General features: G+C 51.0%; 23 protein-coding genes. 8 read left to right on the plus strand and 15 right to left on the minus strand.

Annotation, left to right across the window (positions count from 1 at the left end; translation table 11 throughout):
- Positions 1-60: 60 nt before the first annotated feature.
- The 4 genes from parC to ygiW all read right to left on the minus strand — a co-directional run bounded on the left by parC (position 61) and on the right by ygiW (position 5,089).
- The gene (gene parC, locus FEM44_RS06140; protein WP_135524008.1) at positions 61-2,310 is read right to left on the minus strand and encodes a DNA topoisomerase IV subunit A; all 2,250 of its coding nucleotides are present in this window, start codon (positions 2,308-2,310) and stop codon (positions 61-63) included.
- A gap of 137 nt (positions 2,311-2,447) precedes the next feature.
- A complete protein-coding gene (locus tag FEM44_RS06145) occupies positions 2,448-4,055 on the minus strand; it encodes an ABC transporter substrate-binding protein (RefSeq protein WP_135524007.1) in 1,608 nt (535 codons plus the stop codon).
- A gap of 107 nt (positions 4,056-4,162) precedes the next feature.
- The gene (locus tag FEM44_RS06150; RefSeq protein ID WP_135524006.1) at positions 4,163-4,645 is read right to left on the minus strand and encodes an AraC family transcriptional regulator; all 483 of its coding nucleotides are present in this window, start codon (positions 4,643-4,645) and stop codon (positions 4,163-4,165) included.
- 51 nt (positions 4,646-4,696) lie between these two features.
- The gene (ygiW, locus tag FEM44_RS06155; protein WP_135524005.1) at positions 4,697-5,089 is read right to left on the minus strand and encodes an OB fold stress tolerance protein YgiW; all 393 of its coding nucleotides are present in this window, start codon (positions 5,087-5,089) and stop codon (positions 4,697-4,699) included.
- A gap of 151 nt (positions 5,090-5,240) precedes the next feature.
- On the opposite strand from ygiW, the gene qseB reads away from it, so the two are divergent.
- Together qseB and qseC are read left to right on the plus strand one after the other, a co-directional pair.
- Positions 5,241-5,900 carry a quorum sensing response regulator transcription factor QseB gene (gene qseB / locus FEM44_RS06160; protein ID WP_135524004.1) on the plus strand — a complete coding sequence of 220 codons (660 nt, stop codon included), beginning with the start codon at positions 5,241-5,243 and terminating at the stop codon, positions 5,898-5,900.
- Entirely contained in the window at positions 5,897-7,246 is a 1,350-nt protein-coding gene (gene qseC / locus FEM44_RS06165) for a quorum sensing histidine kinase QseC (RefSeq protein ID WP_135524003.1), read from the plus strand. The genes qseB and qseC overlap by 4 nt, the downstream gene beginning before the upstream one ends.
- A gap of 45 nt (positions 7,247-7,291) precedes the next feature.
- Here the strand turns inward: qseC and FEM44_RS06170 are convergent, their stop codons facing one another.
- The gene (locus FEM44_RS06170; RefSeq protein ID WP_138158941.1) at positions 7,292-7,624 is read right to left on the minus strand and encodes a DUF2645 family protein; all 333 of its coding nucleotides are present in this window, start codon (positions 7,622-7,624) and stop codon (positions 7,292-7,294) included.
- A 357-nt stretch (positions 7,625-7,981) separates the two neighbouring features.
- Here FEM44_RS06170 and mdaB point away from each other — a divergent pair, with 357 nt between their 5' ends.
- Positions 7,982-8,563, plus strand: coding sequence for an NADPH:quinone oxidoreductase MdaB (mdaB, locus tag FEM44_RS06180; protein WP_000065441.1), 582 nt, complete (start codon positions 7,982-7,984; stop codon positions 8,561-8,563).
- A gap of 30 nt (positions 8,564-8,593) precedes the next feature.
- Entirely contained in the window at positions 8,594-8,908 is a 315-nt protein-coding gene (locus tag FEM44_RS06185) for a putative quinol monooxygenase (RefSeq protein WP_000633737.1), read from the plus strand.
- 44 nt (positions 8,909-8,952) lie between these two features.
- On the opposite strand, the gene FEM44_RS06190 is transcribed toward FEM44_RS06185, so the two are convergent.
- The 5 genes from FEM44_RS06190 to FEM44_RS06210 are packed head-to-tail and all read right to left on the minus strand — an operon-like array spanning position 8,953 to position 13,630.
- Positions 8,953-9,840: a MurR/RpiR family transcriptional regulator gene (locus tag FEM44_RS06190; RefSeq protein WP_096252024.1), complete on the minus strand. Its 888-nt coding sequence runs from the start codon at positions 9,838-9,840 to the stop codon at positions 8,953-8,955.
- Positions 9,837-10,784, minus strand: a complete 948-nt coding sequence (locus FEM44_RS06195) for an iron-siderophore ABC transporter substrate-binding protein (RefSeq protein ID WP_135524001.1) — start codon at positions 10,782-10,784, stop codon at positions 9,837-9,839. The genes FEM44_RS06190 and FEM44_RS06195 overlap by 4 nt, the downstream gene beginning before the upstream one ends.
- A 10-nt stretch (positions 10,785-10,794) precedes the next feature.
- Positions 10,795-11,832 carry a FecCD family ABC transporter permease gene (locus FEM44_RS06200; RefSeq protein ID WP_135524090.1) on the minus strand — a complete coding sequence of 346 codons (1,038 nt, stop codon included), beginning with the start codon at positions 11,830-11,832 and terminating at the stop codon, positions 10,795-10,797.
- Positions 11,833-11,840: 8 nt separating this feature from the next.
- Positions 11,841-12,824: a FecCD family ABC transporter permease gene (locus tag FEM44_RS06205; RefSeq protein WP_135524000.1), complete on the minus strand. Its 984-nt coding sequence runs from the start codon at positions 12,822-12,824 to the stop codon at positions 11,841-11,843.
- Positions 12,821-13,630 carry an ABC transporter ATP-binding protein gene (locus tag FEM44_RS06210; protein ID WP_000940874.1) on the minus strand — a complete coding sequence of 270 codons (810 nt, stop codon included), beginning with the start codon at positions 13,628-13,630 and terminating at the stop codon, positions 12,821-12,823. Before FEM44_RS06210 ends, FEM44_RS06205 begins: the two co-directional genes overlap by 4 nt.
- 373 nt (positions 13,631-14,003) lie before the next feature.
- On the opposite strand from FEM44_RS06210, the gene FEM44_RS06215 reads away from it, so the two are divergent.
- On the plus strand, positions 14,004-16,145 hold the full coding sequence (locus FEM44_RS06215; protein ID WP_135523999.1) for a TonB-dependent siderophore receptor: 2,142 nt from the start codon (positions 14,004-14,006) through the stop codon (positions 16,143-16,145).
- A gap of 63 nt (positions 16,146-16,208) precedes the next feature.
- Here the strand turns inward: FEM44_RS06215 and parE are convergent, their stop codons facing one another.
- The 5 genes from parE to nudF are packed head-to-tail and all read right to left on the minus strand — an operon-like array spanning position 16,209 to position 20,615.
- A complete protein-coding gene (gene parE / locus FEM44_RS06220; protein ID WP_130210353.1) occupies positions 16,209-18,101 on the minus strand; it encodes a DNA topoisomerase IV subunit B in 1,893 nt (630 codons plus the stop codon).
- 28 nt (positions 18,102-18,129) lie between these two features.
- Entirely contained in the window at positions 18,130-18,711 is a 582-nt protein-coding gene (yqiA, locus tag FEM44_RS06225; RefSeq protein ID WP_000105733.1) for an esterase YqiA, read from the minus strand.
- Entirely contained in the window at positions 18,711-19,538 is an 828-nt protein-coding gene (cpdA, locus tag FEM44_RS06230) for a 3',5'-cyclic-AMP phosphodiesterase (RefSeq protein ID WP_135523998.1), read from the minus strand. Before cpdA ends, yqiA begins: the two co-directional genes overlap by 1 nt.
- A 24-nt stretch (positions 19,539-19,562) precedes the next feature.
- Positions 19,563-19,985 carry a DUF1249 family protein gene (locus FEM44_RS06235; protein ID WP_000833390.1) on the minus strand — a complete coding sequence of 141 codons (423 nt, stop codon included), beginning with the start codon at positions 19,983-19,985 and terminating at the stop codon, positions 19,563-19,565.
- Positions 19,986-20,615, minus strand: a complete 630-nt coding sequence (gene nudF, locus FEM44_RS06240) for an ADP-ribose diphosphatase (protein ID WP_000917117.1) — start codon at positions 20,613-20,615, stop codon at positions 19,986-19,988.
- Positions 20,616-20,819: 204 nt separating this feature from the next.
- On the opposite strand from nudF, the gene tolC reads away from it, so the two are divergent.
- The 3 genes from tolC (at position 20,820) to FEM44_RS06255 (ending at position 24,286) form a co-directional block, all read left to right on the plus strand.
- Positions 20,820-22,301, plus strand: a complete 1,482-nt coding sequence (tolC, locus tag FEM44_RS06245) for an outer membrane channel protein TolC (RefSeq protein WP_135523997.1) — start codon at positions 20,820-20,822, stop codon at positions 22,299-22,301.
- 147 nt (positions 22,302-22,448) lie between these two features.
- A complete protein-coding gene (locus tag FEM44_RS06250; RefSeq protein ID WP_135523996.1) occupies positions 22,449-23,120 on the plus strand; it encodes a DUF1190 family protein in 672 nt (223 codons plus the stop codon).
- A gap of 5 nt (positions 23,121-23,125) precedes the next feature.
- Entirely contained in the window at positions 23,126-24,286 is a 1,161-nt protein-coding gene (locus FEM44_RS06255; protein WP_135403937.1) for a glutathionylspermidine synthase family protein, read from the plus strand.
- Positions 24,287-24,368 lie beyond the last annotated feature (82 nt).

A 24,368-nucleotide genomic window follows, 5' to 3' on the forward strand; every position in this document is an offset into this window, starting at 1 on the left:
ACTTCAACGTTTCATCCGGTTCACCTTTTTGACAGGAGATGGACGGCCCTCTCCTGCATTTTACTCTTCGCTGTCAGCGCGTCGCGGAGCGTCAATCTCGACACGGTCGATACGCTGTAAACCACGCATCAAGGTGCCGCGACGGCCACGCTCACCGGTCACTTTCAGCAACTCTTCCGGGCGCAGTTTGATTTTGCGTTTCCCGACATGAATCGTCAGCGTACTTTGTGGGGGCAGGACATACAGATGTGCAAGCCCATCCTCGCCACGAGCAGCTTCTGCCGACGGGATGTTAATGATCTTGTTGCCTTTACCCTTCGACAGTTGCGGGAGCTCACTGACCGGGAACATCAGCATACGTCCAGCCAGAGTAATCGCCAGCAACATATCGGAAGGATCCTGAATCACCACTGGAGGCATAACATGCGCGTTTTCTGGCAGAGTAATCAGTGCCTTACCTGCACGGTTACGCGCCACCAGATCGTTAAAGGTACAGACGAATCCGTAACCTGCATCGGAAGCCATCAACAGTTTCTGATCGTCGCTTTCCATTAGCATGTGATCAACGGTAGCGCCTGGCGGCAACGTCAGTTTACCGGTGAGCGGTTCGCCCTGACCACGCGCTGAAGGCAGCGTAATGGGGTCGATGGCGTAGCTGCGTCCGGTAGAGTCTACAAACACCACAGGCTGGTTACTCTTGCCTTTCACCGCAGCTTTGAAACTATCACCTGCTTTGTAGTTCAGACCTGGGGCGTCGATATCATGACCTTTGGCACTACGCACCCAGCCCATCTGCGACAACACAATGGTAACCGGCTCAGACGGCAACATGTCGTGCTCGCTCATCGCTTTCGCTTCTTCGCGTTCCTGCAGCGGCGAACGGCGATCGTCGCCATACGCTTGTGCGTCAGCCTGTAGCTCTTTCTTCAGCAGATTATTCATTTTGCGCTCGGAAGCCAGAATGCCCTGCAACTGATCGCGCTCTTTTTCCAGCTCGTTCTGCTCACCGCGAATCTTCATCTCTTCCAGTTTGGCGAGGTGACGCAGTTTCAGTTCGAGGATGGCTTCGGCCTGGGTTTCCGAGAGGTCAAAACGCGACATCAGCGCCGGTTTCGGTTCATCTTCATTACGAATGATCTCAATCACATCATCGATGTTGAGAAACGCCTTCAGCAAACCTTCCAGGATATGCAAGCGCTTGAGGACTTTCTCCAGACGATAGTTCAGACGGCGGCGTACGGTATCACGACGGAACACCAGCCATTCAGAGAGGATTTCCCGCAGGTTTTTCACCGCCGGACGCCCATCCAGACCGATCATATTGAGGTTAATACGATAGCTCTTTTCCAGATCGGTGGTGGCGAAGAGGTGATTCATCACCTGCTCCATATCCACGCGGTTGGAACGCGGCACGATCACCAGACGGGTCGGGTTCTCGTGGTCAGATTCATCGCGCAGATCGTCAACCATCGGCAGCTTCTTGTTGCGCATTTGCGCAGCAATCTGCTCCAGCACGCGCGCGCCAGAAACCTGATGCGGTAGTGCGCTGATAACCACCGCGCCATCTTCTTTCTTCCACACCGCGCGCATCCGCACAGAACCGCGACCGTTCTCGTAGATTTTGCGGATCTCCGCTCGGGAGGTAATGATTTCCGCTTCGGTCGGGTAGTCCGGCCCCTGCACGATATCCAGTAACTGGTCGAGCGTGGTATTGGGCTGCTCAATTAAGGCGATTGCCGCCTGCGCGACTTCACGCAGGTTGTGCGGCGGAATATCCGTCGCCATGCCGACGGCAATGCCGGTGGTGCCGTTAAGTAAAATATTCGGCAAGCGGGCGGGGAGCATTTTCGGCTCTTGCAACGTGCCATCGAAGTTTGGCACCCAATCCGCCGTTCCTTGCCCCAGTTCACTTAATAAAAGCTCGGAATATTTCGACAGGCGGGATTCGGTGTAACGCATTGCTGCGAACGATTTCGGATCGTCCGGCGCCCCCCAGTTCCCCTGCCCGTCCACCAGCGGATAACGGTAAGAGAATGGCTGCGCCATCAGCACCATCGCTTCATAACAGGCGCTGTCGCCATGCGGATGGTATTTACCCAGTACGTCACCGACAGTACGAGCCGACTTTTTAAATTTGGCGGTAGCATTCAGGCCCAGTTCTGACATCGCATACACAATGCGGCGTTGAACGGGTTTCAGACCATCACCAATAAACGGCAACGCACGGTCCATGATCACGTACATGGAGTAGTTTAAGTAGGCGTTCTCCGTAAACTCATGCAGCGCAAGGCGCTCTGCCATATCGCTCATTAATTCTGATTCCTCAACTTATTCGCCAGCCTTCAAAGGGGCAATATTGCTGGAGATACTACATTATCTGCCGCGTCGAGTCACAGGAGATCAGCGTCATTAGCGCCGCCGGACGTGCTCCGGCGGCGATAAAGGCATCAATGTGCCTTGATATACAACTCTTTGCTGTAGACATAATCCTGAGGATTATGCAGCGGGAAACCGCCAACGTAGGGTTTAAGCAGTTTGATCAGCGGTTGATAGTAGATGGGGATGAGCGGAGCCTGCTGGTTGATAATGGCCTCGGCCTGTTGATACAGCATGTTACGTTTCCCCGCATCAGTGGTTTGCGCCGCCTGATTCAATATCGCGTCATACTGCGTGTTTTTCCAGTGACCGACGTTCTCTTCACTATCGCTTTTAAGCGTGTTCAGGAAGGTGGAAGCATCATTATACGTCGCATCCCACGACTGCCGCGACAACATGAAATCACCGCTACGCCGGGCATCAAGATACGTTTTCCACTCCATCGTGCGCAGCGTCACCTGTGCGCCAAGCCATTTTTTCCATTCGGAAGACAAGGCTATCGCCGTTTTCTCATGCAGATCGTATTTGTTGTAGAACAGTTCAAAGCGTAGCGGGTGAGAGGCGTCGTATCCCGCCTGTTTCAGCAATGCTTTTGCCGTCGCCACGCGCTCACTCATTGGCTGTTGCAGTTCATTGAACGTCGGCGCGCTAAAGCCTTCAACTTCTGGCGGCGTCAATGTTGTTGCAGGCGTTCGTAGCCCAAGTATCTTTTGCGCGATTAACGGCCTGTCGACCGTAAGATACAACGCCCGCCGCACACGGGCGTCGTCAAACGGCGGTTTCCGGGTGTTGAAGTTGTAATATTCGCTGTTCAGACGCGGGATAATCTGCAACTCGCCTGGCAACGATTTTTCGATAGCAGGAATTTGCTGCGCCGGAACCCAGGTCAGATCGACCTCTCCCGCGCGATAGCGGTTATAGCCAGTGACCGAATTATCCAGCGCCAGATACTCGACCTGCTGCAAAACTGTATGCCCTGCATCGCGGTACTTAGAATTTTTGCGAGCAGTAATCTTTTCGTTAACCACCCATTTATCAAGCACAAAGGCACCGTTGTAAACCATATGCTCTGGCTTACTCCAGCTATCGCCATATTTCGCTATCACATGATGTGGAACAGGAAACAACGTCGGCCAGGCGAGCATCGTCGTGAACCAGGGAACGGGCTGCTCAAGCGTGACTTCAAGAGTGCGGTCATCCGTCGCTTTCACGCCTAACGATGAGGCATCAGCTTTTCCCGCCACAATAGCCGCAGCATTTTTTATATGCGCCTGCGCCAGATAACCAGCAAAAGGACTTGCTGTTTTGGGGTCAACCGCGCGCTGCCAGCCGAGGACAAAATCCTGTGCCGTCAGAGGCTGTCCATCAGACCACTGTAAGCCGTTACATAAATGGAAAACATAGCGTTTGCCGCCATCTGACACTTCCCAGGACTCGGCCTGAGCGGGTTGCACTTTGCCTTCGCCGTCTATCCATACCAGACCTTCAAACAGATCCAGCACAATCTGCGCGGCAGTATTCTCCTCAACCTTTTGCGGGTCGAGTGTGCCTGGATCGCTATGATTGTTGTAACGAAAGACTTGTTGCGAAGAGAGCGGAGTATTGGCGGGAACGTCAGCAGCATAGAGAGGAGTCGCACTTACCAGGCTGACCAGCCATAATAAATTTCGCGTATACATGGTATTCCTTACCGGAGAAATTATAAGCCCGACAACAATACGCCTGTGGCATTGTTAGCTCAAACTTATCGCGAGTGATTTGGTTCACACTCCGGAAAAGATCCCCTTCACATTAAGGGCACATAAACATCCGTTTTCAATTGCTGCTCTACCATTCCTTCGCCCAGGTTGGTGTAATGAAACAGAATTGGTGCTTTGCGCATTTTCTCGCCGCTTTCAGGAAGCCAGTTGCGAATGATGGTCCAGATAGTGTGAGATATGTTATCCAGGTCGCCAACATGGCGGGCTACGGCATAACGTCCCGAAGTAAGTTCACCATTACTCACGCCATAACGATTCTCCGGAATCGGTTCGCTAACGCTGCCGCAGATATCAAAGCGAAACGCTTCCGGCGCGGTGCTTGCAGGGTCGTCCCAGGCAACGCCAAATGTCTGGCTTTGATTAACAGGAGAAAGCCCCGTCTCTTTGCGCCACATGATAAATTTCGCCACGCTGTAGTTGAGCAACTCAGGGCTACAGCGATGTGGCAACAAAGCCACGCGGGTTGAAGGGAAATTGATGATGTTCACGTCCAGTGCCTGGTTTTTCATGTTGCCTCCCTGCGAACTTATTCCCGGGAACGCGTCCCGGGAGCGGTAAAGTTACGGGTTTACTTTGCGGATCTGTTTAACGTCAATTTCAACAGAGTTCCAGTCTTTATCCACTTCGCCCTGAATCTCAACCGTATCTTTCGGTGTTACCGTCACACCGTTCCAGCGTTTGTGGTCGATATCGACATTGATAGTACCGCTGGCATCTTTGAACACGTAGAGATCGTCAGAGATGCGTTCAACGATATTGCCGCGCAGGGTTACCCAGGTATCATCACGCAGGGATTTTGCGTTTTCTACGTTAGTTACGCTGCCGTTCGGCCCCTGGAATCCTCCGGTCTGACTTTGTGTTGCCGATGGGCCAGAAAAACCACCCTGCTCTGCTGCCATTACCGGTGCGCTGCACAGGGCCATTACTGCAATTGCTGCTGCGAATTTTTTCATGTTTGTTACTCCCTTTAATGTCTGTTTCCGAGTATTAAACAAGATAGTCCTTAACAACTTCTTAAGGAAAAAAAAGAAAATTTAGGGCTGTACAGAGCACGTTACAACACGGTTTACTGGCAACGAATACAGCTATCGCAGGGATGAAAAGATGCGAATTTTACTGATAGAAGATGACATGCTGATTGGTGACGGCATCAAAACAGGTCTGAGTAAGATGGGCTTTAGTGTTGACTGGTTTACGGAAGGTCGTCAGGGAAAAGAGGCGCTTTATAGCGCACCTTATGACGCAGTGATCCTTGATCTCACCTTACCAGGAATGGATGGTCGCGATATTTTGCGCGAGTGGCGGAGTAAAGGTCAGCGTGAACCGGTACTGATTCTCACCGCTCGCGACGCTCTGGCCGAACGCGTGGAAGGTTTGCGCCTGGGAGCCGACGATTATCTATGCAAACCTTTTGCATTGATAGAAGTCGCCGCCAGGCTGGAAGCTCTGATGCGCCGAACCAACGGCCAGGCCAGCAACGAGCTGCGCCACGGTAACGTCATGCTCGACCCCGGCAAACGTATCGCCACGCTGGCTGGCGAACCCTTAACGCTGAAACCAAAAGAATTTGCCCTGTTGGAATTACTGATGCGTAACGCCGGTCGGGTACTGCCGCGCAAACTGATTGAAGAAAAACTGTATACCTGGGACGAAGAGGTCACCAGTAATGCCGTCGAAGTGCATGTACATCACCTGCGGCGCAAACTTGGCAGTGACTTTATTCGTACTGTTCACGGTATAGGCTACACATTAGGTGATAAATGAAATTTACCCAACGCCTTAGTCTGCGAGTCAGACTGACGCTGATCTTTTTGATTCTGGCCTCGGTGACCTGGCTGCTCTCCAGCTTTGTCGCCTGGAAACAAACTATTGATAATGTCGATGAGTTATTCGATACCCAGTTGATGCTGTTTGCCAAGCGGTTAAGTACGCTCGATCTTAACGAAATCAACGCGGCAGATCGTATGGCGCAGACACCGAATAAATTAAAACACGGTCACGTAGATGATGATGCACTGACCTTTGCTGTCTTTACTCACGACGGCAACATGGTCCTTAACGATGGCGACAATGGAGAAGATATTCCCTACAGCTATCAACGTGACGGGTTTGCTAACGGGCAACTGGTAGGTGAAGACGATCCCTGGCGCTTTGTCTGGATGACGTCACATGATGGTAAATATCGCATCGTTGTTGGCCAGGAGTGGGAATACCGCGAAGACATGGCGCTGGCGATTGTCACTGGACAGCTCATTCCCTGGCTTGTCGCGCTGCCTATCATGTTGATCATCATGATGGTACTACTGGGTCGTGAACTCTCGCCACTAAACAAACTGGCTCTGGCGCTACGTATGCGCGATCCTGACTCGGAAAAACCGCTCAACGCTGACGGTGTACCCAACGAAGTGCGTCCGCTGGTCGAGTCGCTGAATCAACTTTTCGACCGTACACATGCGATGATGGTTCGTGAACGACGCTTTACCTCCGATGCCGCTCACGAACTGCGTAGCCCGTTAACAGCGCTGAAAGTACAAACCGAAGTCGCACAGCTTTCTGACGACGATCCGCAGGCACGAAAAAAAGCACTGATACAGTTACATTCCGGGATCGATCGCGCCACCCGCCTTGTTGATCAACTGCTCACACTATCGCGGCTCGACTCGCTGGATAACCTTCAGGATGTTGCGGAGATCCCACTTGAAGATCTCCTGCAATCGTCGGTAATGGATATTTACCACACGGCTCAGCAGGCGAAAATTGACGTGCGGCTGACGCTCAATGCCCACGGCATCAAACGCACCGGACAACCGCTATTGCTAAGTTTGCTGGTACGAAATCTGCTGGATAACGCCGTACGCTACAGCCCACAAGGCAGCGTGGTGGACGTCACGCTGAATGCAGATAATTTCGTCGTGAGGGATAACGGCCCCGGTGTGACGCCAGAGGCACTGGAACGAATTGGTGAACGTTTCTATCGCCCACCAGGACAAACCGCCACCGGGAGTGGGCTTGGGCTATCAATTGTCCAGCGGATCGCCAAATTGCATGGCATGAATGTTGTGTTTGGGAATGCAAAACAAGGTGGATTTGAGGCGAAGGTGAGCTGGTAACGCCTATGTCTATGAGAGCCGTTAAAACGACTCTCATAGATTTTATTAATAGCAAAATATAAGTCGTCCCCAAAAAAGCCACCAACCACAAACCAGACAAATAACGAGAGAGATTACATATAACCAAAACTCAAACATTTCCAGCACAAAGAGTTTTCTTAAGATGATAATAATAAGTGGCGTCAGAAGAAAAAATGCTGCAATCATTGCTTGTAATATACGATCTTCGTCTGAAACGGAAGGTATACTGCAAATGTTGTCTCCCGACTCAAGCATCCAGTCATATTTATTGAATGCAAAAAAAGTATCTGCTAACCAATAAGCAAGCATTATATATAACAGGGCTTCAAATATTGTTTTAATTTTCTGTTTTAACATAAGTTAGTACTCTCTAAAAAAGTCCAGTCTGCGCTCTGATTTCCGATGCCCTCCCGTAAATCTATTTAGAATTATCTACGCCACACGCTGATATTTTCATTTTTACTTATCCAATACCATAATTATCAACTCGCAGAAAATCCGAACCAACGTTGTAAATTAATCCTGTGCTAGTGGGAATTATGAGAAATTGCTATCAGTATTGTCATTTTCAGAAAATATTTATCCTGCATCGGTGAGTCAGAGCAAGAACAGATTTTTGCAAAATTCGCAAAAGACTTTGCACATTTTGCTAATTTCACCATACCGCTCTGTGACGTACTATAGTCGGCAAACGTCTCACCTTGAGGATAAAAAATGAGCAACATCCTGATTATCAACGGCGCGAAGAAATTCGCCCACTCCAATGGTCAACTGAACGACACCCTGACCGAAGTCGCGGATGGCACGCTGCGCGACCTCGGACATGATGTCCGCATCGTTCGCGCTGAGAGCGACTACGATGTCAAAGCCGAAGTACAAAACTTTCTCTGGGCTGATGTGGTGATCTGGCAGATGCCAGGTTGGTGGATGGGCGCGCCGTGGACGGTGAAAAAATACATTGATGATGTGTTCACCGAAGGTCACGGCACGCTGTATGCCAGCGATGGTCGTACCCGCAAAGATCCGTCGAAAAAATACGGCTCCGGCGGCCTGGTACAGGGCAAAAAATATATGCTTTCCCTGACCTGGAACGCACCAATGGAAGCCTTCACCGAAAAAGATCAATTCTTCCACGGCGTCGGCGTTGACGGCGTGTATCTGCCGTTCCATAAAGCAAACCAATTCCTGGGTATGGAGCCGCTGCCGACATTTATCGCTAATGACGTGATAAAAATGCCTGATGTTCCCCGCTATACTGAAGAATATCGCAAGCATCTTGTAGAGATTTTTGGTTAACTAGGGCTCTGGCTTTAGAAGGAGTTAACCATGATTACAGTAATCGCAGAAATCCGTACTCGTCCTGGTCAGCATCACCGTCAGGCGGTATTGGATCAGTTTGCTAAAATCGTTCCAACCGTACTGAAGGAAGAAGGTTGCCACGGCTATGCGCCGATGGTGGATTGCGCTGCTGGCGTGAGTTTCCAGTCTATGGCGCCGGACTCTATCGTGATGATTGAGCAGTGGGAAAGCATCGCGCATCTTGAAGCGCACTTGCAGACTCCGCACATGAAAGCGTACAGCGAGGCCGTAAAAGGCGATGTGCTGGAGATGAATATCCGCATCCTGCAACCGGGGATTTAACATTCCTGAAAAGAGGCCGGTGTTGCTACCGGCCTCAGGTCAGATTAGCCATTCTTTCTTCCCGTTTTCAAACCCCGATGGAAATCGTTAATTCGCTTAATGGTTTTAACCGCACGCTGCGGCATCGCGGAAGCCACCGACCAAACAATCATTTCCAGGCACAACAATACCGTACCATGTAGTGGCGTTTTCCCCTTTTCATCCCCGCGCGGAACATGAATCACGATACTGGCGTCTTTGCTAAAACGTGAATCCAGCGCGTTTGTCAGCAAAATAACAGGGATCCCCAGCCGTCTCGCTTCACGCAGCGTTGTCAGTCCTTCCCGGTGCGCAGATTTTTGCGCCATCATGATCAGAACATCGCCACGTTGAAGCGCGATCAGTTGCTCGGCAAGGCCAATACCCGTACGGTTTAGCGCCGTGGCGGGTAAGCCTATGCGGTTGAATAGTCGTGCGGTATAGTCCGCCAGAATACCCGAAGCGCCAATGCCAAAAATTGCGACTTGCCGTGCCTGCACCAACAACGCTACCGCTTGCGCAAGCGCGTGGCGGTTTTCAGGCTCTGACAGGACATTACAGGTATACAAATGCCCTTCAAGAACAAAGTCGATTGCGGTGTTAACATCGCTCGTCAAGTTACTCACCGTCGTAGACATCTTTTCGCTGGAACTAAGGGCTGGACCAAGCCACTGTTCCAGAGTGCGTTTCAGATCTCGTAGCCCCGCAAACCCCAGGGCCTGTATAGCCCTGATAACTGTGGCATCGGAAGTGTTCAATGTGGTCGCAATTTCCATCGCCGTTTGCTCGAGTACCACTTCACGATGTTCATTAATGTAGCTGGCGACGGCTCTTAACCCAGGCGTTAACTGACTCGCGCGAGTACGAAAACGCTCACCAAAAATATCAACCCGCGTTTTGTCTTTCTGAATCATTTGGCCTCCGGTAGAGGTCGCCCTGCAATTTGTGATTGTATCTGCGCAGCCATCAGCCCCAGAGATGCAAAGGAGTTAGAAATCGCCTCTTCACGAGAAATCAGCACATAGCGCCCGGAACGACAGGCCGTCAGAAACTGACACCATCCCGGCATGATTTTTTCCATTGCTGCCAGCTCATCCTGAGGTTTACCACCAGTGTCACCGCGCCAGGTTGCAAAAACAAAATCGGCATCCAGTTCAGGTAAACGCTCCGCGCTCACATCCATTCGCCCACCTTCAGGAATGCTCTCAATCAGCGGCGGAAAGCGAAAACCAGCATCGCGTAATACCCGCCCCAGCGAATGATAGCTATGCATCACATTAATTTTTCCCTGATTTGCCTGAATCACCGATACCGTTATTTTTTGGCTGTCCAGCGTCGCCTTCAGCGCATCGATTTGTGCCTGATAGCGGCGTTCAAGTATCGCCAGTCGCGACTGTGTTCCTGTAAGTTCTGCCAGCTTGCGGTAGATTTCTGGTGCGCCCCCTTTGAGATGATCAATGCTCACCGTGGGCGCAATTTTTTCCAGTTGTTCAATGGGCGTATTACGGGTCGGTTCTGTGATGATCAGGTCAGGCTTTGCCGCCACAATCGCTTCAATATCAATATCAGCGGTGCCAATGAAGGCTATTGATGAATTATCGAAGTCGACGCCTGTCAGTAACGCGCCTGATCGAATGAAATGGCTCCCGTCAGGCCGTGTTCGCCCGTGGCTGGCGACAGGAGGTACACCGAGCTCAATCAGAGGAATAGTGATATCAAGGTCGTGTAAAGAGACAATTCTCTTTGGATGTGCAGGAACAGTGACTTTGCGCCCTAAATCATCAGTAAAGACCTGAACCGGTTCTGTTGCGCGGGCAAAAAATGACAACAGTATCAGCAGAGAAAAAAATAAACGCATATAACTCCCATTAAAAACTGTTCCTGCGCTGCCAGAGCAGTAGTAAAAAGAATGGTCCACCAATCAGTGAAATAATGATTCCGGCTGGCAGTTGCAAAGGCAAAAAAGCCAAACGCCCCATGCTATCCGCCAGGATGACTAACAACGCCCCCGATACAGCGCTCCCCAGCAGCAATGTCGTCTGCCCGCCACGCAGAATAAAACGTGATATATGGGGTGCTATCAATCCGACAAAACCGATGTTACCAACACACGAAACGCAGACGGCTGTCAGGATTATTGGTGCGGCGACACGTAGCAACGCCAGACGAGAACTATTCACCCCTAACCCGGTGGCAACCTGATGACCAAGCTGAGCGATATCCGCCGTCCTGGCGGTGAACAGCAATAAAAGAGCGGCTGGCAACATCCAACAGGCTGAAATACCGACTAACATCCAGTTGGCTGCATGAAGGCTTCCCGATAACCACATCAATGCAGTTTGTACGTCACGAACATCTGCTGTGGTCATAAATACACCGATCCCGGCGGCGAAAAACCAGGACACGCCAATGCCTATCAAAACAAATCGCGGGCGGGAAATATCGCGCGCACAAAAAATCACGATTAACGCCACCAACAAGCCACCAGCAAGACCAGCCACTGGACGCCAGAACATTCCCAGCATTGGAAACTGGAAAATCAGCCACAGCACCGCCACGCTACATCCTTCTTTAACGCCGATTAAACCGGGGTCGGCAAGGCCGTTACGCGCAATAGATTGCATTGCGGCTCCTGCCATACCTAACATGGCCCCGCATAGCAATTCCATGATGACTCTTGGCAAGCGGATATCCTGCACAATATAACGTGCGTCGGTGCTTACGTTTTCTGGAGCAAACAACGCTCGCCAGACTTCCGATGCCGGGACGGAGAAAGAACCATGCATCAGACCGAATATCAGTATTCCAACCGCAAACAGAGACAGTCCACTAAGCAACAGCAGATTTTTAGGGCGAATCAGTGTCGAAAACTTACCAACACGTAGTGGGCGTAGCCCGATGTTCATTATCCGACTCATTTGAACATCCTCGTCGCCATAATGACAAAAACGGGCGCACCAACTAACGCCGTCATGATACCGGTCGCCAGCTCATGGGGCGTGAAAAGCGTCCGGGCAATAATATCTGCCAGTAATAGCAGTAAGGCACCGACACAAGCTGAAAGAGGGAGCAGAACGCGCAGATCCGTTGATACCAGACGCCGGACAATCTGCGGTACTAGCAAACCGACAAAGCCAATGGGGCCAGCAATCGATACGGCAGCACCGCAGAGCAACGCGATCGCGATCAAAGTGAATGTCCGCGTGCGTAGAACCGAGACACCCAGCCCCTGCGCCATGCGATCGCCCAGTGCCAACATGTTAAGAGAGGGCGCAAGGTAAAGGGCTAATACAAATCCCCCCAGAGAAAACCAGGCGGACGTACCCAGCGTCGCCCAATCCTGCCCCGCTAAATCCCCCGCTAACCATGTCCGCATCGCCAGCAGCGTTTGTTCGTCAAGAATCAGGATTGCAGCCGTTATTGAGGAAACGAACGCCGATAACGCCACGCCGCATAAGGTAACTTTCATTGGGGTTAACCCTGAACGCCCTGCGGAGGAAAGCAGTAAAATCAACAGGAACAATAACGCGCCTCCCGCAGATGCCAGCAGTGGGCGTCCAACAGGAAAGGCCAGCCCAAGCGCGCTGGCGGCAACGACAGCCAGGGCGGCGCCGGCATTTAAGCCTAAAATATGTGGCTCCCCCAATGGGTTACGAATGACAGCCTGCAACAAAGCACCAGCAACGCCAAGAGAAGCACCGGTAAGCAATGCTGCCGCTAAACGCGGCAAACGGAGTCTTACAATTACGTTGTGATCGAAGTTTTGCGGCTCAAAATGAAGAAATGCCTGCAACACCGTTTGTGGTGCAATAAATCGGGCACCAATCCCTGGATATACCACGCATCCCACCAGCAGTAAGGCGAGGAAAAATACAGTAACCAGCCCCGTGCGCATCATACTTTTTCTACACCACGAAACGGCATGAAGAACGGCTTTCCCGTCAGAGGATTTATTGATGCGTGAACATCAACGTCAAAGACAGCTTTTACCAGCTCAGGTGTGCAATGCTCCCCCTCATTCAACACACGCACCACTTTCCCCTGGCGTAAAAATATCAACGTATCGCCGTAATTGACGGCAAAATTCAGATCATGCAACACCACGACGACTGTACGCCCGTGATGACGCGTTAAATCATGTAATAACTCAAGAATTTCAACCTGATAACGTAAATCAAGCCAGGTTGTGGGTTCATCCAGCAGGATATAAGGCGTCTTTTGCGCCAACACCATCGCAATCCAGCAACGCTGACGCTGCCCACCAGAGAGTTTTTCAACAGGTAAATGTGCAAACTCCTGCGTTCCGGTTAATTTCAGGGCCTCTTCTACCGCCTGCTCGTCGGCGTCGCTCCATTGACGTATGAAATTCTGCCAGGGAAAACGCCCACGCGACACCAGTTCATAAACGGTTAAGCCCTCCGGCAATAATGGCGACTGCGGCAAGATCCCAAGTCTGCGGGATAACGCTTTCGTTGGTTGCTCGTGAATCGCTTTACCATCCAGCAATATCGAGCCGCCCATAGGTTGCAAGATACGTGCAATGGTGCTGAGCAACGTCGACTTTCCACAGCCGTTTGCCCCAACCAGAACGGTCATTTTTTCTGTGGGAACGGAGAAAGAAACACCATCAACAATGATTTTCTTGTGATACCCGGCAGAAACATTGTCGAGGATCAGCCCCTGCCCTTTTGCGTTATGTGCCACGTGTACGCCAACTTAATCAAAGACAAACAAAAATAAAACTCATTCTCCTTTGAGAGTTTGACGCCACAAAATGTAGTAGTCAAGAAGTTAAAAGCCTCACAAAAACAAGGTAAATAACAGGTTAAATACTTTTAACATTAAAAATAAAATTATTAAATATTAATAATTTAACTACAATTAAATTGCATTAACCTCTCATAAAAACACATGTAGTACTTTTTTGTTATTTCTCATTTACTACTACATCACCACATGATTGAATGATTCTCAATTACATATCCGATGGCGAAATAACAAACGGATAGTGCTTAGTGAGCAACAAGAAACAATTTTCACTCGCGACAATCCGCGAGTTTTTGGGATAACAGACTAAATGGCTAAGTTCACACCTTCATTTTCAGGAATCAAAGGTCGGGCGCTCTTTTCACTGCTCTTTGCAGCACCGATGATTCATGCAACCGACACTGCAACGACCAAAGATGGCGAAACAATCACTGTTACAGCGGATGCAAATACCGCAACTGAGGCGACCGATGGTTATCAACCTCTGAGCACCTCCACGGCGACATTAACCGATATGCCGATGCTGGATATCCCGCAGGTGGTCAATACGGTTAGCGATCAAGTACTGGAGAATCAGAATGCGACGACGCTGGATGAGGCGCTTTATAACGTCAGTAACGTGGTACAGACCAATACATTAGGCGGGACTCAGGATGCTTTTGTACGTCGTGGGTTTGGCGCTAACCGGGATGGCTCCATCATGACCAACGGTCTGCGAACCGTACTTCCTCGCAGCTTCAACGCTGCAACAGAACGTGTGGAAGTGCTAAAAGGTCCGGCCTCCACGCTGTATGGCATTCTTGATCCTGGCGGACTGATTAACGTCGTGACAAAGCGCCCGGAAAAAACATTCCATGGTTCTGTATCAGCCACGTCCTCCAGTTTCGGTGGTGGCACTGGGCAACTTGATATCACAGGCCCCATTGAAGGCACTCAGCTGGCATACCGCCTGACGGGGGAAGTGCAGGATGAAGATTACTGGCGAAACTTTGGTAAAGAGCGCAGTACATTTATTGCCCCATCACTTACCTGGTTTGGTGATAATGCAACAGTAACCATGCTCTATTCACATCGGGATTATAAAACGCCGTTCGATCGTGGAACGATTTTCGACCTTACGACGAAACAGCCCGTAAACGTTGATCGAAAAATACGTTTCGACGAACCGTTTAATATTACAGATGGTCAGTCCGATCTGGCGCAACTCAACGCAGAATATCATCTCAATAGCCAGTGGACAGCGCGCTTTGATTACAGCTACAGCCAGGATAAATACAGCGATAATCAGGCTCGTGTTACTGCGTATGATGCAACGACAGGAACGCTGACACGGCGTGTTGATGCAACTCAGGGATCTACCCAGCGTATGCATTCTACTCGTGCGGATCTGCAAGGGAATGTTGATATTGCTGGGTTCTATAATGAGATTCTGGGTGGGGTGTCATATGAATATTATGATCTTCTGCGCACAGATATGATTCGCTGTAAAAACGCTAAAGATTTCAATATCTACAACCCCGTTTATGGCAATACCAGCAAATGCACAACTGTCTCGGCGTCGGACAGCGATCAGACGATCAAACAGGAGAGCTACTCAGCTTATGCACAGGACGCACTCTATCTGACCGATAACTGGATTGCCGTCGCCGGGATCCGCTATCAGTATTACACGCAGTATGCGGGTAAAGGCCGTCCTTTTAATGTCAATACTGACAGCCGCGATGAACAATGGACGCCCAAACTGGGGTTGGTCTACAAACTGACGCCATCGGTATCCTTATTTGCCAATTATTCGCAAACATTTATGCCGCAATCGTCAATTGCCAGCTACATTGGCGATCTTCCACCGGAATCATCTAATGCTTACGAAGTCGGGGCAAAATTCGAGCTGTTCGATGGTATAACTGCAGATATTGCGCTGTTTGATATCCATAAACGTAACGTCTTGTATACCGAAAGTATTGGTGACGAAACCATCGCCAAAACGGCAGGCCGCGTTCGTTCAAAAGGGGTAGAAGTCGACCTTGCGGGAGCATTAACTGAAAACATTAATATCATTGCCAGCTACGGCTATACCGATGCTAAGGTTCTGGAAGACCCTGATTATGCAGGAAAACCATTGCCGAATGTTCCTCGTCATACCGGTTCGCTATTCCTGACCTATGATATTCATAACATGCCAGGCAATAACACACTGACGTTTGGCGGCGGCGGACATGGTGTAAGCCGTCGTTCGGCAACCAATGGGGCTGACTATTATCTGCCAGGCTATTTCGTTGCCGATGCCTTCGCCGCGTACAAAATGAAATTGCAGTATCCGGTCACACTGCAATTAAACGTCAAAAACCTGTTTGATAAAACGTATTACACCTCTTCCATCGCCACAAATAATCTGGGTAATCAGATTGGCGATCCGCGTGAAGTGCAATTCACGGTGAAAATGGAATTTTGATAAAAAAAGCCCGGTATACGCGTGTATACCGGGCTATGTTTTATTCTCCTGACGGGAAGATTATCAGACCTCAATCTCCGCCATGTCACCTTTCTCTTGCAACCAGTTACGGCGATCTTCCGAGCGTTTCTTCGCCAACAGCATATCCATCATCGCGTCAGTACGCTGATCGTCTTCATCGTCGATGGTCAACTGCACCAGACGGCGAGTGTTCGGGTCGAGCGTGGTTTCACGTAGTTGCAGCGGGTTCATTTCACCCAGACCTTTAAAACGCTGGACATTTGGCTTGCCTTTCTTGCGTTTTAATTGTTCGAGCACGCCCTCTTTCTCTTCTTCCGTCAAGGCGTAATAGACCTCTTTGCCAAGGTCAATGCGGTAGAGCGGTGGTAGCGCTACATATACGTGACCATGTTTCACCAGCGTACGGAAGTGTTTTACAAACAAGGCGCAGAGCAGCGTGGCAATGTGCAGACCATCGGAGTCCGCATCCGCGAGGATACAGATCTTGCCATAACGCAGTTGGCTAAGATCGTCGCTGTCAGGATCGATACCGATCGCTACCGAAATATCATGCACTTCCTGCGAGGCCAGCACTTCGTCGGAAGAAACTTCCCAGGTGTTAAGGATCTTACCTTTCAGCGGCATGATCGCCTGATATTCACGATCGCGCGCCTGCTTGGCAGATCCACCTGCGGAGTCACCTTCCACAAGGAACAGTTCGGTACGGTTAAGGTCCTGCGCGGTACAGTCTGCCAGTTTGCCAGGCAGTGCCGGGCCGCTGGTCAGCTTTTTACGCACCACTTTTTTGGCCGCACGCATACGGCGCTGGGCGCTGGAAATCGCCATCTCCGCCAGCAGTTCAGCCGCCTGAACGTTCTGGTTCAGCCACAAGGTGAAGGCATCTTTCACCACGCCAGAAACGAATGCCGCACACTGACGCGAAGAGAGACGCTCTTTGGTCTGCCCGGCAAACTGCGGGTCCTGCATTTTTACTGACAGCACATAGGCGCAGCGATCCCAGATATCTTCCGCCGACAGCTTCACACCGCGCGGCAGGATGTTTCGGTATTCGCAAAACTCACGCATCGCATCCAGCAGCCCCTGACGCAGACCGTTAACGTGCGTACCGCCCTGCATCGTTGGGATCAGGTTGACGTAGCTTTCGGTCAGCAGTTCGCCACCTTCCGGCAGCCACAAGAGCGCCCAGTCCACCGCTTCGGTATCGCCAGAAAAATTACCGATAAACGGTTTTTCCGGCAGCGTCGGCAGACCATTTACCGCTTCCGCCAGGTAATCATTCAGACCGTCCTGATAGCACCAGCGTTGTTCGGTGTTGTTGATCTCATCTTTAAAAGTGATCTCAACGCCAGGGCACAATACCGCTTTGGCTTTCAGCACATGTGTAAGGCGTGAAACAGAGAAGCGCGGACTGTCAAAGAAGGTTTCATCCGGCCAGAAGTGCACGCTGGTACCGGTATTGCGTTTACCGCAAGTGCCGACAACCTGCAAATCCTGCACCTTTTCGCCATTTTCAAAGGCGATGTTATAAATCTGACCATCGCGGCGCACGTTAACTTCTACGCGCTTCGACAGGGCATTAACCACCGAGATCCCCACGCCGTGCAGACCGCCAGAGAACTGGTAGTTTTTGTTAGAAAATTTACCGCCCGCGTGCAAACGGCAAAGAATCAGTTCTACCGCCGGAACACCTTCTTCCGGGTGAATATCCACCGGCATCCCACGGCCATCGTCAATCACTTCCAGCGACTGGTCAGCATGTAAAATAACGTCCACGCGTTTTGCGTGACCCGCCAGTGCTTCATCCACACTGTTATCAATGACTTCTTGCCCCAAATGGTTAGGGCGAGTGGTATCGGTATACATCCCCGGACGGCGGCGAACCGGCTCAAGCCCGGTGAGTACCTCAATGGCATCAGCGTTATAAGTTTGCGTCATGGTTTAAGTTAGTAATTCGAGTTGATCGTCAGAGATGGTGCAGACCAAGAAAATCGACGATCGGGTTGAAATAATCTTCGAAGCCCGTGAATGCGTGGTTGCCGCCTTCTATAACAGTCTGGCGGCAGGAAGCGTAGTACGCCACCGCCTGGCGGTAATCCAGCACTTCATCTCCCGTCTGTTGCAGCAGCCAGATCAAATCCGGCGCTTCCAGCGGGTCAATCTGCATGACTTTGAGATCGTAAATATGGCGAGACTCTAGCACATATTGCTGCCCGGTGTAGGGGTTCTCGTTCTGACCGAGATAGTCCGTCAGCAGTTCAAACGGGCGCACCGCCGGGTTTACCACCACAGCCGGCAGCATAAAACATTGCGACAACCAGGTGGCGTAGTAACCTCCCAGTGACGAACCGACAATACCCAGCGAATCGCCGCCATGTTCCAGGACAATGGATTCCAGCAGTTCTGCCGCATCGGAAGGATACGGCGGTAACTGCGGAATAATCATCTCAACGTCAGGGTGATGTTCCGCCAGCCAGTTTTTCAACAAGCTCGCTTTCGCAGAACGCGGCGAACTATTGAAACCGTGTAAATAAAGAAGCGTCGACATCAGTAACCTTCTGAAGCGGTATCTGGTTGAAAACGGGAGTCTGCCAGGCGGTGTACTTCTGTGGTCAGCGTACCATCGGCATGGAGTTCCAGCGTACGCCAACCGGGCGCGATGGTGTCCAGCGTGAAGTTGGAACAGTGCGGCTTAAACTGCACGCAGGTCGATGGCGTTGCCAGCAGGCGACGACCGTTCCAGTCGAGATCCAGTTCCTGATGGATATGGCCGCATAACAGATATTTGACGTGCGGAAACTTCACCAGCACGTTATCCAGTTCGCCCGCGTTACGCAGACTGTGTTGGTCAAGCCAGCTACAGCCCGCAGGCAACGGATGATGATGCAGCAACAGCAAGGTATGGCGCTCTGGCGCATCAGCCAGTTTACGTTCCAGCCACTCGAGTTGAAACTCGCTTAGCTCACCGTGCGGTACGCCAAACACCTGGCTGTCCAGCAACAGGATTTGCCACTGTTCACCGATAAACACGCGTTTCGCTGAAGATATACCCGCGTCCTGTAGCGCGCTGTACATCGCAGGCTGGAAATCATGGTTGCCCGGCAGCCAGACGCAGGGCGCACGAAAACTTGCGATGCCTTCAGCGAAGTGCTGATAGGCCGCAGCCGTTTGATCCTGCGCTAAATCACCTGTCGCGACAATCAGGTCGAATTCGTGCTGGTGTGGGCGAATCGCCTCCAGCACCGCCTGGTAACTCTCCCAGGTGTTCACCCCTAACAGGGCTTCGTGCTTTTGCGCAAACAGGTGAGTATCGGTAATTTGTAAAATCCTGACTCTGGCCTCACCAGCCAGAGGAAGGGTTAACAGGCTTTCCAAATGGTGTCCTTAGGTTTCACGACGCTAATAAACCGGAATCGCCATCGCTCCATGTGCTAAACAGTATCGCAACCAGTCCGCTAAAAACTGATTAATTTGATGCTTTTCGTCGCGTTGATGCAACTTTTTATTAGGATAATCATACCGCGCTTTGAAGCGAAAAATCTGCTGACTTGAACACACTTCAGCCACCATCGCGTCATGATACAGACGCACCGTCATCGACGGAAGGCTCCAGTAACTGATCGCTGGCGCAATCTGTTCAATAGTCACCAGGGTAGTGTATCGGGTCGATTCCACAATCGTTAGCCGATATTGTGCGTTTGCCACCTGATAGCTTACAGTTTCACCGGGTGCGTCATTGCGCGGTAACAAACGGCGCAATTGTGAAAAGTTCATCTCGCACAGGCGCATCATTTCAGGAAAGTCAGGTGTATAACGCTTCATTTATGCCCACTCATTTTTTAACGCTTGATGATGCAGTTGCAGCCATTGCAAAGCGATGACCGACGCTGCGTTGTCGATTTTCCCCTCTTCTACCCACTGGTAGGCCTGTTCCCGGCTTACCACATGAACGCGAATATCTTCGTTTTCATCAGCCAGACCGTGAATACCGCTTGCGGTCGTGGCGTCCACTTCGCCCACCATAATTGACGAACGCTCACTGGTGCCCCCCGGGCTTGCGAGGAAACTTAACACCGGTTTGGTCCGTTTGACTATCAGCCCCGCCTCTTCAATCGCTTCGCGACGGGCGACATCTTCCACACTTTCACCTTCTTCAATCATCCCGGCAACCATCTCCAGTAGCCAGGGAGTTTCGCTGGTGTCGTACGCGGCAATCCGTATCTGCTCAATCAGCACGACTTCATCACGCACTGGGTCAAAGGGTAGCAAGACTGCGGCGTGACCGCGCTCAAAAATTTCCCTGCGGACTTCATGACTCATTTGCCCGTTGAATAGACGATGACGAAACCTATAAAGATCTAATGAAAAAAAGCCGCGATAAAGTGTTTCTCGTGCAATAATTTCTACATCGTTTTTGCCAAATGTAACGGGCAGGTTGTCTGGCTTAAGCATGGCTAATGTCCTGGCACTAATAGTGAATAAAATGTGAATTTCAGAGACGTTTGACTGCCGTTTGAGCAGTCATGTGTTAAATTGAGGCACATTAATGCCCTATGGCACGTAACGCCAACCTTTTGCGGTAGCGGCTTCTGCTAGAATCCGCAATAATTTTACAGTTTGATCGCGCTAAATACTGCTTCACCACAAGGAATGCAAATGAAGAAATTGCTCCCCATTCTTATCGGCCTGAGCCTTTCTGGGTTCAGTTCGTTGAGCCAGGCCGAGAACCTGATGCAAGTTTATCAGCAAGCACGCCTTAGTAACCCGGAATTGCGTAAGTCTGCCGCCGATCGTGATGCTGCCTTTGAAAAAATTAATGAAGCTCGCAGTCCATTACTGCCACAGCTAGGTTTAGGTGCAGATTACACCTACAGCAACGGCTACCGCGACGCGAACGGCATCAACTCTAACGCAACCAGTGCGTCCCTGCAGTTGACCCAGTCCATTTTCGATATGTCGAAATGGCGCGCACTGACCTTGCAGGAAAAAGCTGCCGGTATTCAGGACGTCACTTACCAGACCGATCAACAAACTTTGATCCTCAACACCGCGACCGCTTATTTCAACGTGTTGAATGCCATTGACGTTCTTTCCTATACCCAGGCGCAGAAAGAAGCGATCTACCGTCAGTTAGATCAAACCACCCAACGTTTTAACGTGGGCCTGGTGGCGATCACCGACGTGCAGAACGCCCGCGCACAGTACGATACCGTGCTGGCGAACGAAGTGACCGCACGTAACAACCTCGACAACGCCGTTGAGCAGCTGCGTCAGATCACCGGTAACTACTATCCGGAACTGGCGGCGCTGAATGTCGAAAACTTCAAAACCGACAAACCACAGCCGGTTAACGCGCTGCTGAAAGAAGCCGAAAAACGCAATCTGTCCCTGTTACAGGCACGTTTGAGCCAGGACCTGGCGCGCGAGCAAATTCGCCAGGCGCAGGACGGTCACTTACCGACTCTGGATTTGACGGCGTCTACCGGGATTTCTGACACCTCTTATAGCGGTTCGAAAACCCGTGGTGCCGCTGGTACCCAGTATGACGATAGCAATATGGGCCAGAACAAAGTGGGCCTGAGCTTCTCGCTGCCGATTTATCAGGGCGGAATGGTTAACTCGCAGGTGAAACAGGCACAGTACAACTTTGTCGGTGCCAGCGAGCAACTGGAAAGCGCCCATCGTAGCGTCGTGCAGACCGTGCGTTCCTCTTTCAACAACATTAATGCATCTATCAGTAGCATTAACGCTTACAAACAAGCCGTTGTTTCCGCCCAAAGCTCATTAGACGCGATGGAAGCGGGCTACTCGGTCGGTACGCGTACCATTGTTGATGTGTTGGACGCCACCACTACGCTGTACAACGCCAAGCAAGAGCTGGCGAATGCGCGTTATAACTACCTGATCAACCAGCTGAATATTAAATCAGCTCTGGGTACGTTGAACGAGCAGGATCTGCTGGCACTGAACAATGCGCTGAGCAAACCGGTTTCCACTAATCCGGAAAACGTTGCGCCGCAAACGCCAGAACAGAATGCTATTGCTGATGGTTATGCACCTGATAGCCCGGCACCAGCCGTTCAGCAAGCATCCGCACGTACTAACACCAGTAACGGTCATAACCCTTTCCGTAACTGATGATGAAGACGGGGCTTCGGCCCCGTCTGAACGTAAGGCAACGTAAAGATACGGGTTATCTGCCGCATTCTTCCCCCTTCTCGCTTCAATTTCGACCAGCCATCCTCTATTCTGATGGGTATTTACCACTGGTCCCGGAAGACAAAAATGAAACGGACAAAATCCATACGCCACGCATCGTTCCGCAAAAACTGGAGCGCACGCCATCTGACACCTGTCGCTCTCGCTGTTGCTACTGTTTTTATGCTGGCAGGCTGTGAAAAGAGTGATGAAACAGTGTCTCTCTATCAAAATGCTGACGACTGTTCAGCTGCAAACCCAGGTAAAAGCGCAGAATGTGCCACTGCGTACAATAATGCGCTGAAAGAAGCGGAACGTACTGCGCCGAAATACGCCACTCGTGAAGACTGTATTGCCGAATTTGGTGAAGGTCAGTGCCAGCAGGCACCAGCCCAGGCTGGCATGGCACCTGAAAACCAGGCGCAGGCCCAGCAATCCAGCGGTAGCTTCTGGATGCCGCTGATGGCCGGCTACATGATGGGACGTCTGATGGGCGGCGGCGCGGGATTTGCACAGCAGCCGCTGTTCTCCTCGAAAAACCCAGCCAGCCCGGCGTACGGTAAATATACCGACGCGACCGGTAAAAACTATGGCGCAGCCCAGCCAGGCCGCACCATGACTGTACCGAAAACAGCCATGGCGCCGAAACCGGCGACCACCACCACCGTTACCCGTGGCGGCTTTGGTGAATCTGTTGCCAAACAAAGCACCATGCAGCGTAGCGCAACCGGCACTTCTTCTCGTTCAATGGGCGGCTGATACCGATGGAAAGAGTCAGTATTACCGAGCGCCCGGACTGGCGCGAAAAAGCTCACGAGTACGGTTTCAATTTTCATACCATGTACGGAGAACCGTACTGGTGTGAAGATGCTTACTACAAGTTGACCCTCGCACAGGTCGAAAAGCTGGAAGAAGTCACCGCTGAACTGCACCAGATGTGCCTGAAAGTGGTGGAAAAAGTGATCTCCAGCGATGAGCTGATGACCAAATTCCGCATTCCAAAGCACACGTGGAGTTTTGTGCGTCAGTCATGGCTGACTCACCAGCCGTCGCTTTATTCACGCCTTGATCTGGCGTGGGATGGCACTGGTGAACCTAAACTTCTGGAAAATAACGCCGATACACCCACGTCACTGTATGAAGCGGCGTTCTTTCAGTGGATCTGGCTGGAAGATCAGCTTAACGCGGGCAACCTGCCAGAAGGCAGCGACCAGTTTAACAGCCTGCAAGAAAAGCTGATCGATCGCTTTGTCGAGCTGCGTGAGCAGTACGGCTTTCAGTTACTGCATCTCACCTGCTGTCGTGACACGGTGGAAGATCGCGGCACCATTCAGTATTTGCAGGACTGCGCGACCGAAGCTGAAATCGCCACCGAGTTTCTGTACATCGACGATATCGGTTTAGGCGAAAAAGGTCAGTTCACGGATTTGCAGGATCAGGTCATCGCTAATCTGTTCAAACTGTATCCGTGGGAATTTATGCTGCGCGAAATGTTCTCCACCAAGCTGGAAGATGCTGGCGTACGCTGGCTGGAACCGGCGTGGAAGAGCATTATCTCCAACAAAGCGCTTCTGCCGCTACTGTGGGAGATGTTCCCGAATCATCCGAACCTACTGCCCGCTTATTTTGCGGAAGATGATTATCCAGAAATGGAAAAATATGTGGTTAAGCCAATCTTCTCGCGTGAAGGCGCAAACGTGTCAATTATCGAGAATGGCAAAACCATTGAAGCGGCGGAAGGTCCATATGGTGAAGAAGGCATGATTGTTCAACAATTCCATCCGCTGCCGAAATTTGGCGACAGTTATATGCTGATCGGAAGCTGGCTGGTGAACGATCAACCTGCCGGAATTGGCATTCGTGAAGACCGCGCATTGATCACCCAGGATATGTCACGGTTTTATCCGCATATTTTCGTTGAATAAAACTGTTCAATATTGCCCCGTTTACCGGGGCAATTTATTATAACCCTCAATTTATAATCCCCATCAATATATAAACCCATAC

Origin of the sequence: Escherichia sp. E4742, from assembly GCF_005843885.1 — a bacterium.
GTDB lineage: Bacteria > Pseudomonadota > Gammaproteobacteria > Enterobacterales > Enterobacteriaceae > Escherichia.

What these genes read in the sequence shown, in the direction of transcription:
- parC (WP_135524008.1), bottom strand. Translation starts at nt 2,310, where the DNA reads ATGAGCGATATGGCAGAGCGCCTTGCGCTGCATGAGTTTACGGAGAAC.
- FEM44_RS06145 (WP_135524007.1), bottom strand. Translation starts at nt 4,055, where the DNA reads ATGTATACGCGAAATTTATTATGGCTGGTCAGCCTGGTAAGTGCGACT.
- FEM44_RS06150 (WP_135524006.1), bottom strand. Translation starts at nt 4,645, where the DNA reads ATGAAAAACCAGGCACTGGACGTGAACATCATCAATTTCCCTTCAACC.
- ygiW (WP_135524005.1), bottom strand. Translation starts at nt 5,089, where the DNA reads ATGAAAAAATTCGCAGCAGCAATTGCAGTAATGGCCCTGTGCAGCGCA.
- qseB (WP_135524004.1), top strand. Translation starts at nt 5,241, where the DNA reads ATGCGAATTTTACTGATAGAAGATGACATGCTGATTGGTGACGGCATC.
- qseC (WP_135524003.1), top strand. Translation starts at nt 5,897, where the DNA reads ATGAAATTTACCCAACGCCTTAGTCTGCGAGTCAGACTGACGCTGATC.
- FEM44_RS06170 (WP_138158941.1), bottom strand. Translation starts at nt 7,624, where the DNA reads ATGTTAAAACAGAAAATTAAAACAATATTTGAAGCCCTGTTATATATA.
- mdaB (WP_000065441.1), top strand. Translation starts at nt 7,982, where the DNA reads ATGAGCAACATCCTGATTATCAACGGCGCGAAGAAATTCGCCCACTCC.
- FEM44_RS06185 (WP_000633737.1), top strand. Translation starts at nt 8,594, where the DNA reads ATGATTACAGTAATCGCAGAAATCCGTACTCGTCCTGGTCAGCATCAC.
- FEM44_RS06190 (WP_096252024.1), bottom strand. Translation starts at nt 9,840, where the DNA reads ATGATTCAGAAAGACAAAACGCGGGTTGATATTTTTGGTGAGCGTTTT.
- FEM44_RS06195 (WP_135524001.1), bottom strand. Translation starts at nt 10,784, where the DNA reads ATGCGTTTATTTTTTTCTCTGCTGATACTGTTGTCATTTTTTGCCCGC.
- FEM44_RS06200 (WP_135524090.1), bottom strand. Translation starts at nt 11,832, where the DNA reads ATGAACATCGGGCTACGCCCACTACGTGTTGGTAAGTTTTCGACACTG.
- FEM44_RS06205 (WP_135524000.1), bottom strand. Translation starts at nt 12,824, where the DNA reads ATGATGCGCACGGGGCTGGTTACTGTATTTTTCCTCGCCTTACTGCTG.
- FEM44_RS06215 (WP_135523999.1), top strand. Translation starts at nt 14,004, where the DNA reads ATGGCTAAGTTCACACCTTCATTTTCAGGAATCAAAGGTCGGGCGCTC.
- parE (WP_130210353.1), bottom strand. Translation starts at nt 18,101, where the DNA reads ATGACGCAAACTTATAACGCTGATGCCATTGAGGTACTCACCGGGCTT.
- yqiA (WP_000105733.1), bottom strand. Translation starts at nt 18,711, where the DNA reads ATGTCGACGCTTCTTTATTTACACGGTTTCAATAGTTCGCCGCGTTCT.
- FEM44_RS06235 (WP_000833390.1), bottom strand. Translation starts at nt 19,985, where the DNA reads ATGAAGCGTTATACACCTGACTTTCCTGAAATGATGCGCCTGTGCGAG.
- nudF (WP_000917117.1), bottom strand. Translation starts at nt 20,615, where the DNA reads ATGCTTAAGCCAGACAACCTGCCCGTTACATTTGGCAAAAACGATGTA.
- tolC (WP_135523997.1), top strand. Translation starts at nt 20,820, where the DNA reads ATGAAGAAATTGCTCCCCATTCTTATCGGCCTGAGCCTTTCTGGGTTC.
- FEM44_RS06250 (WP_135523996.1), top strand. Translation starts at nt 22,449, where the DNA reads ATGAAACGGACAAAATCCATACGCCACGCATCGTTCCGCAAAAACTGG.
- FEM44_RS06255 (WP_135403937.1), top strand. Translation starts at nt 23,126, where the DNA reads ATGGAAAGAGTCAGTATTACCGAGCGCCCGGACTGGCGCGAAAAAGCT.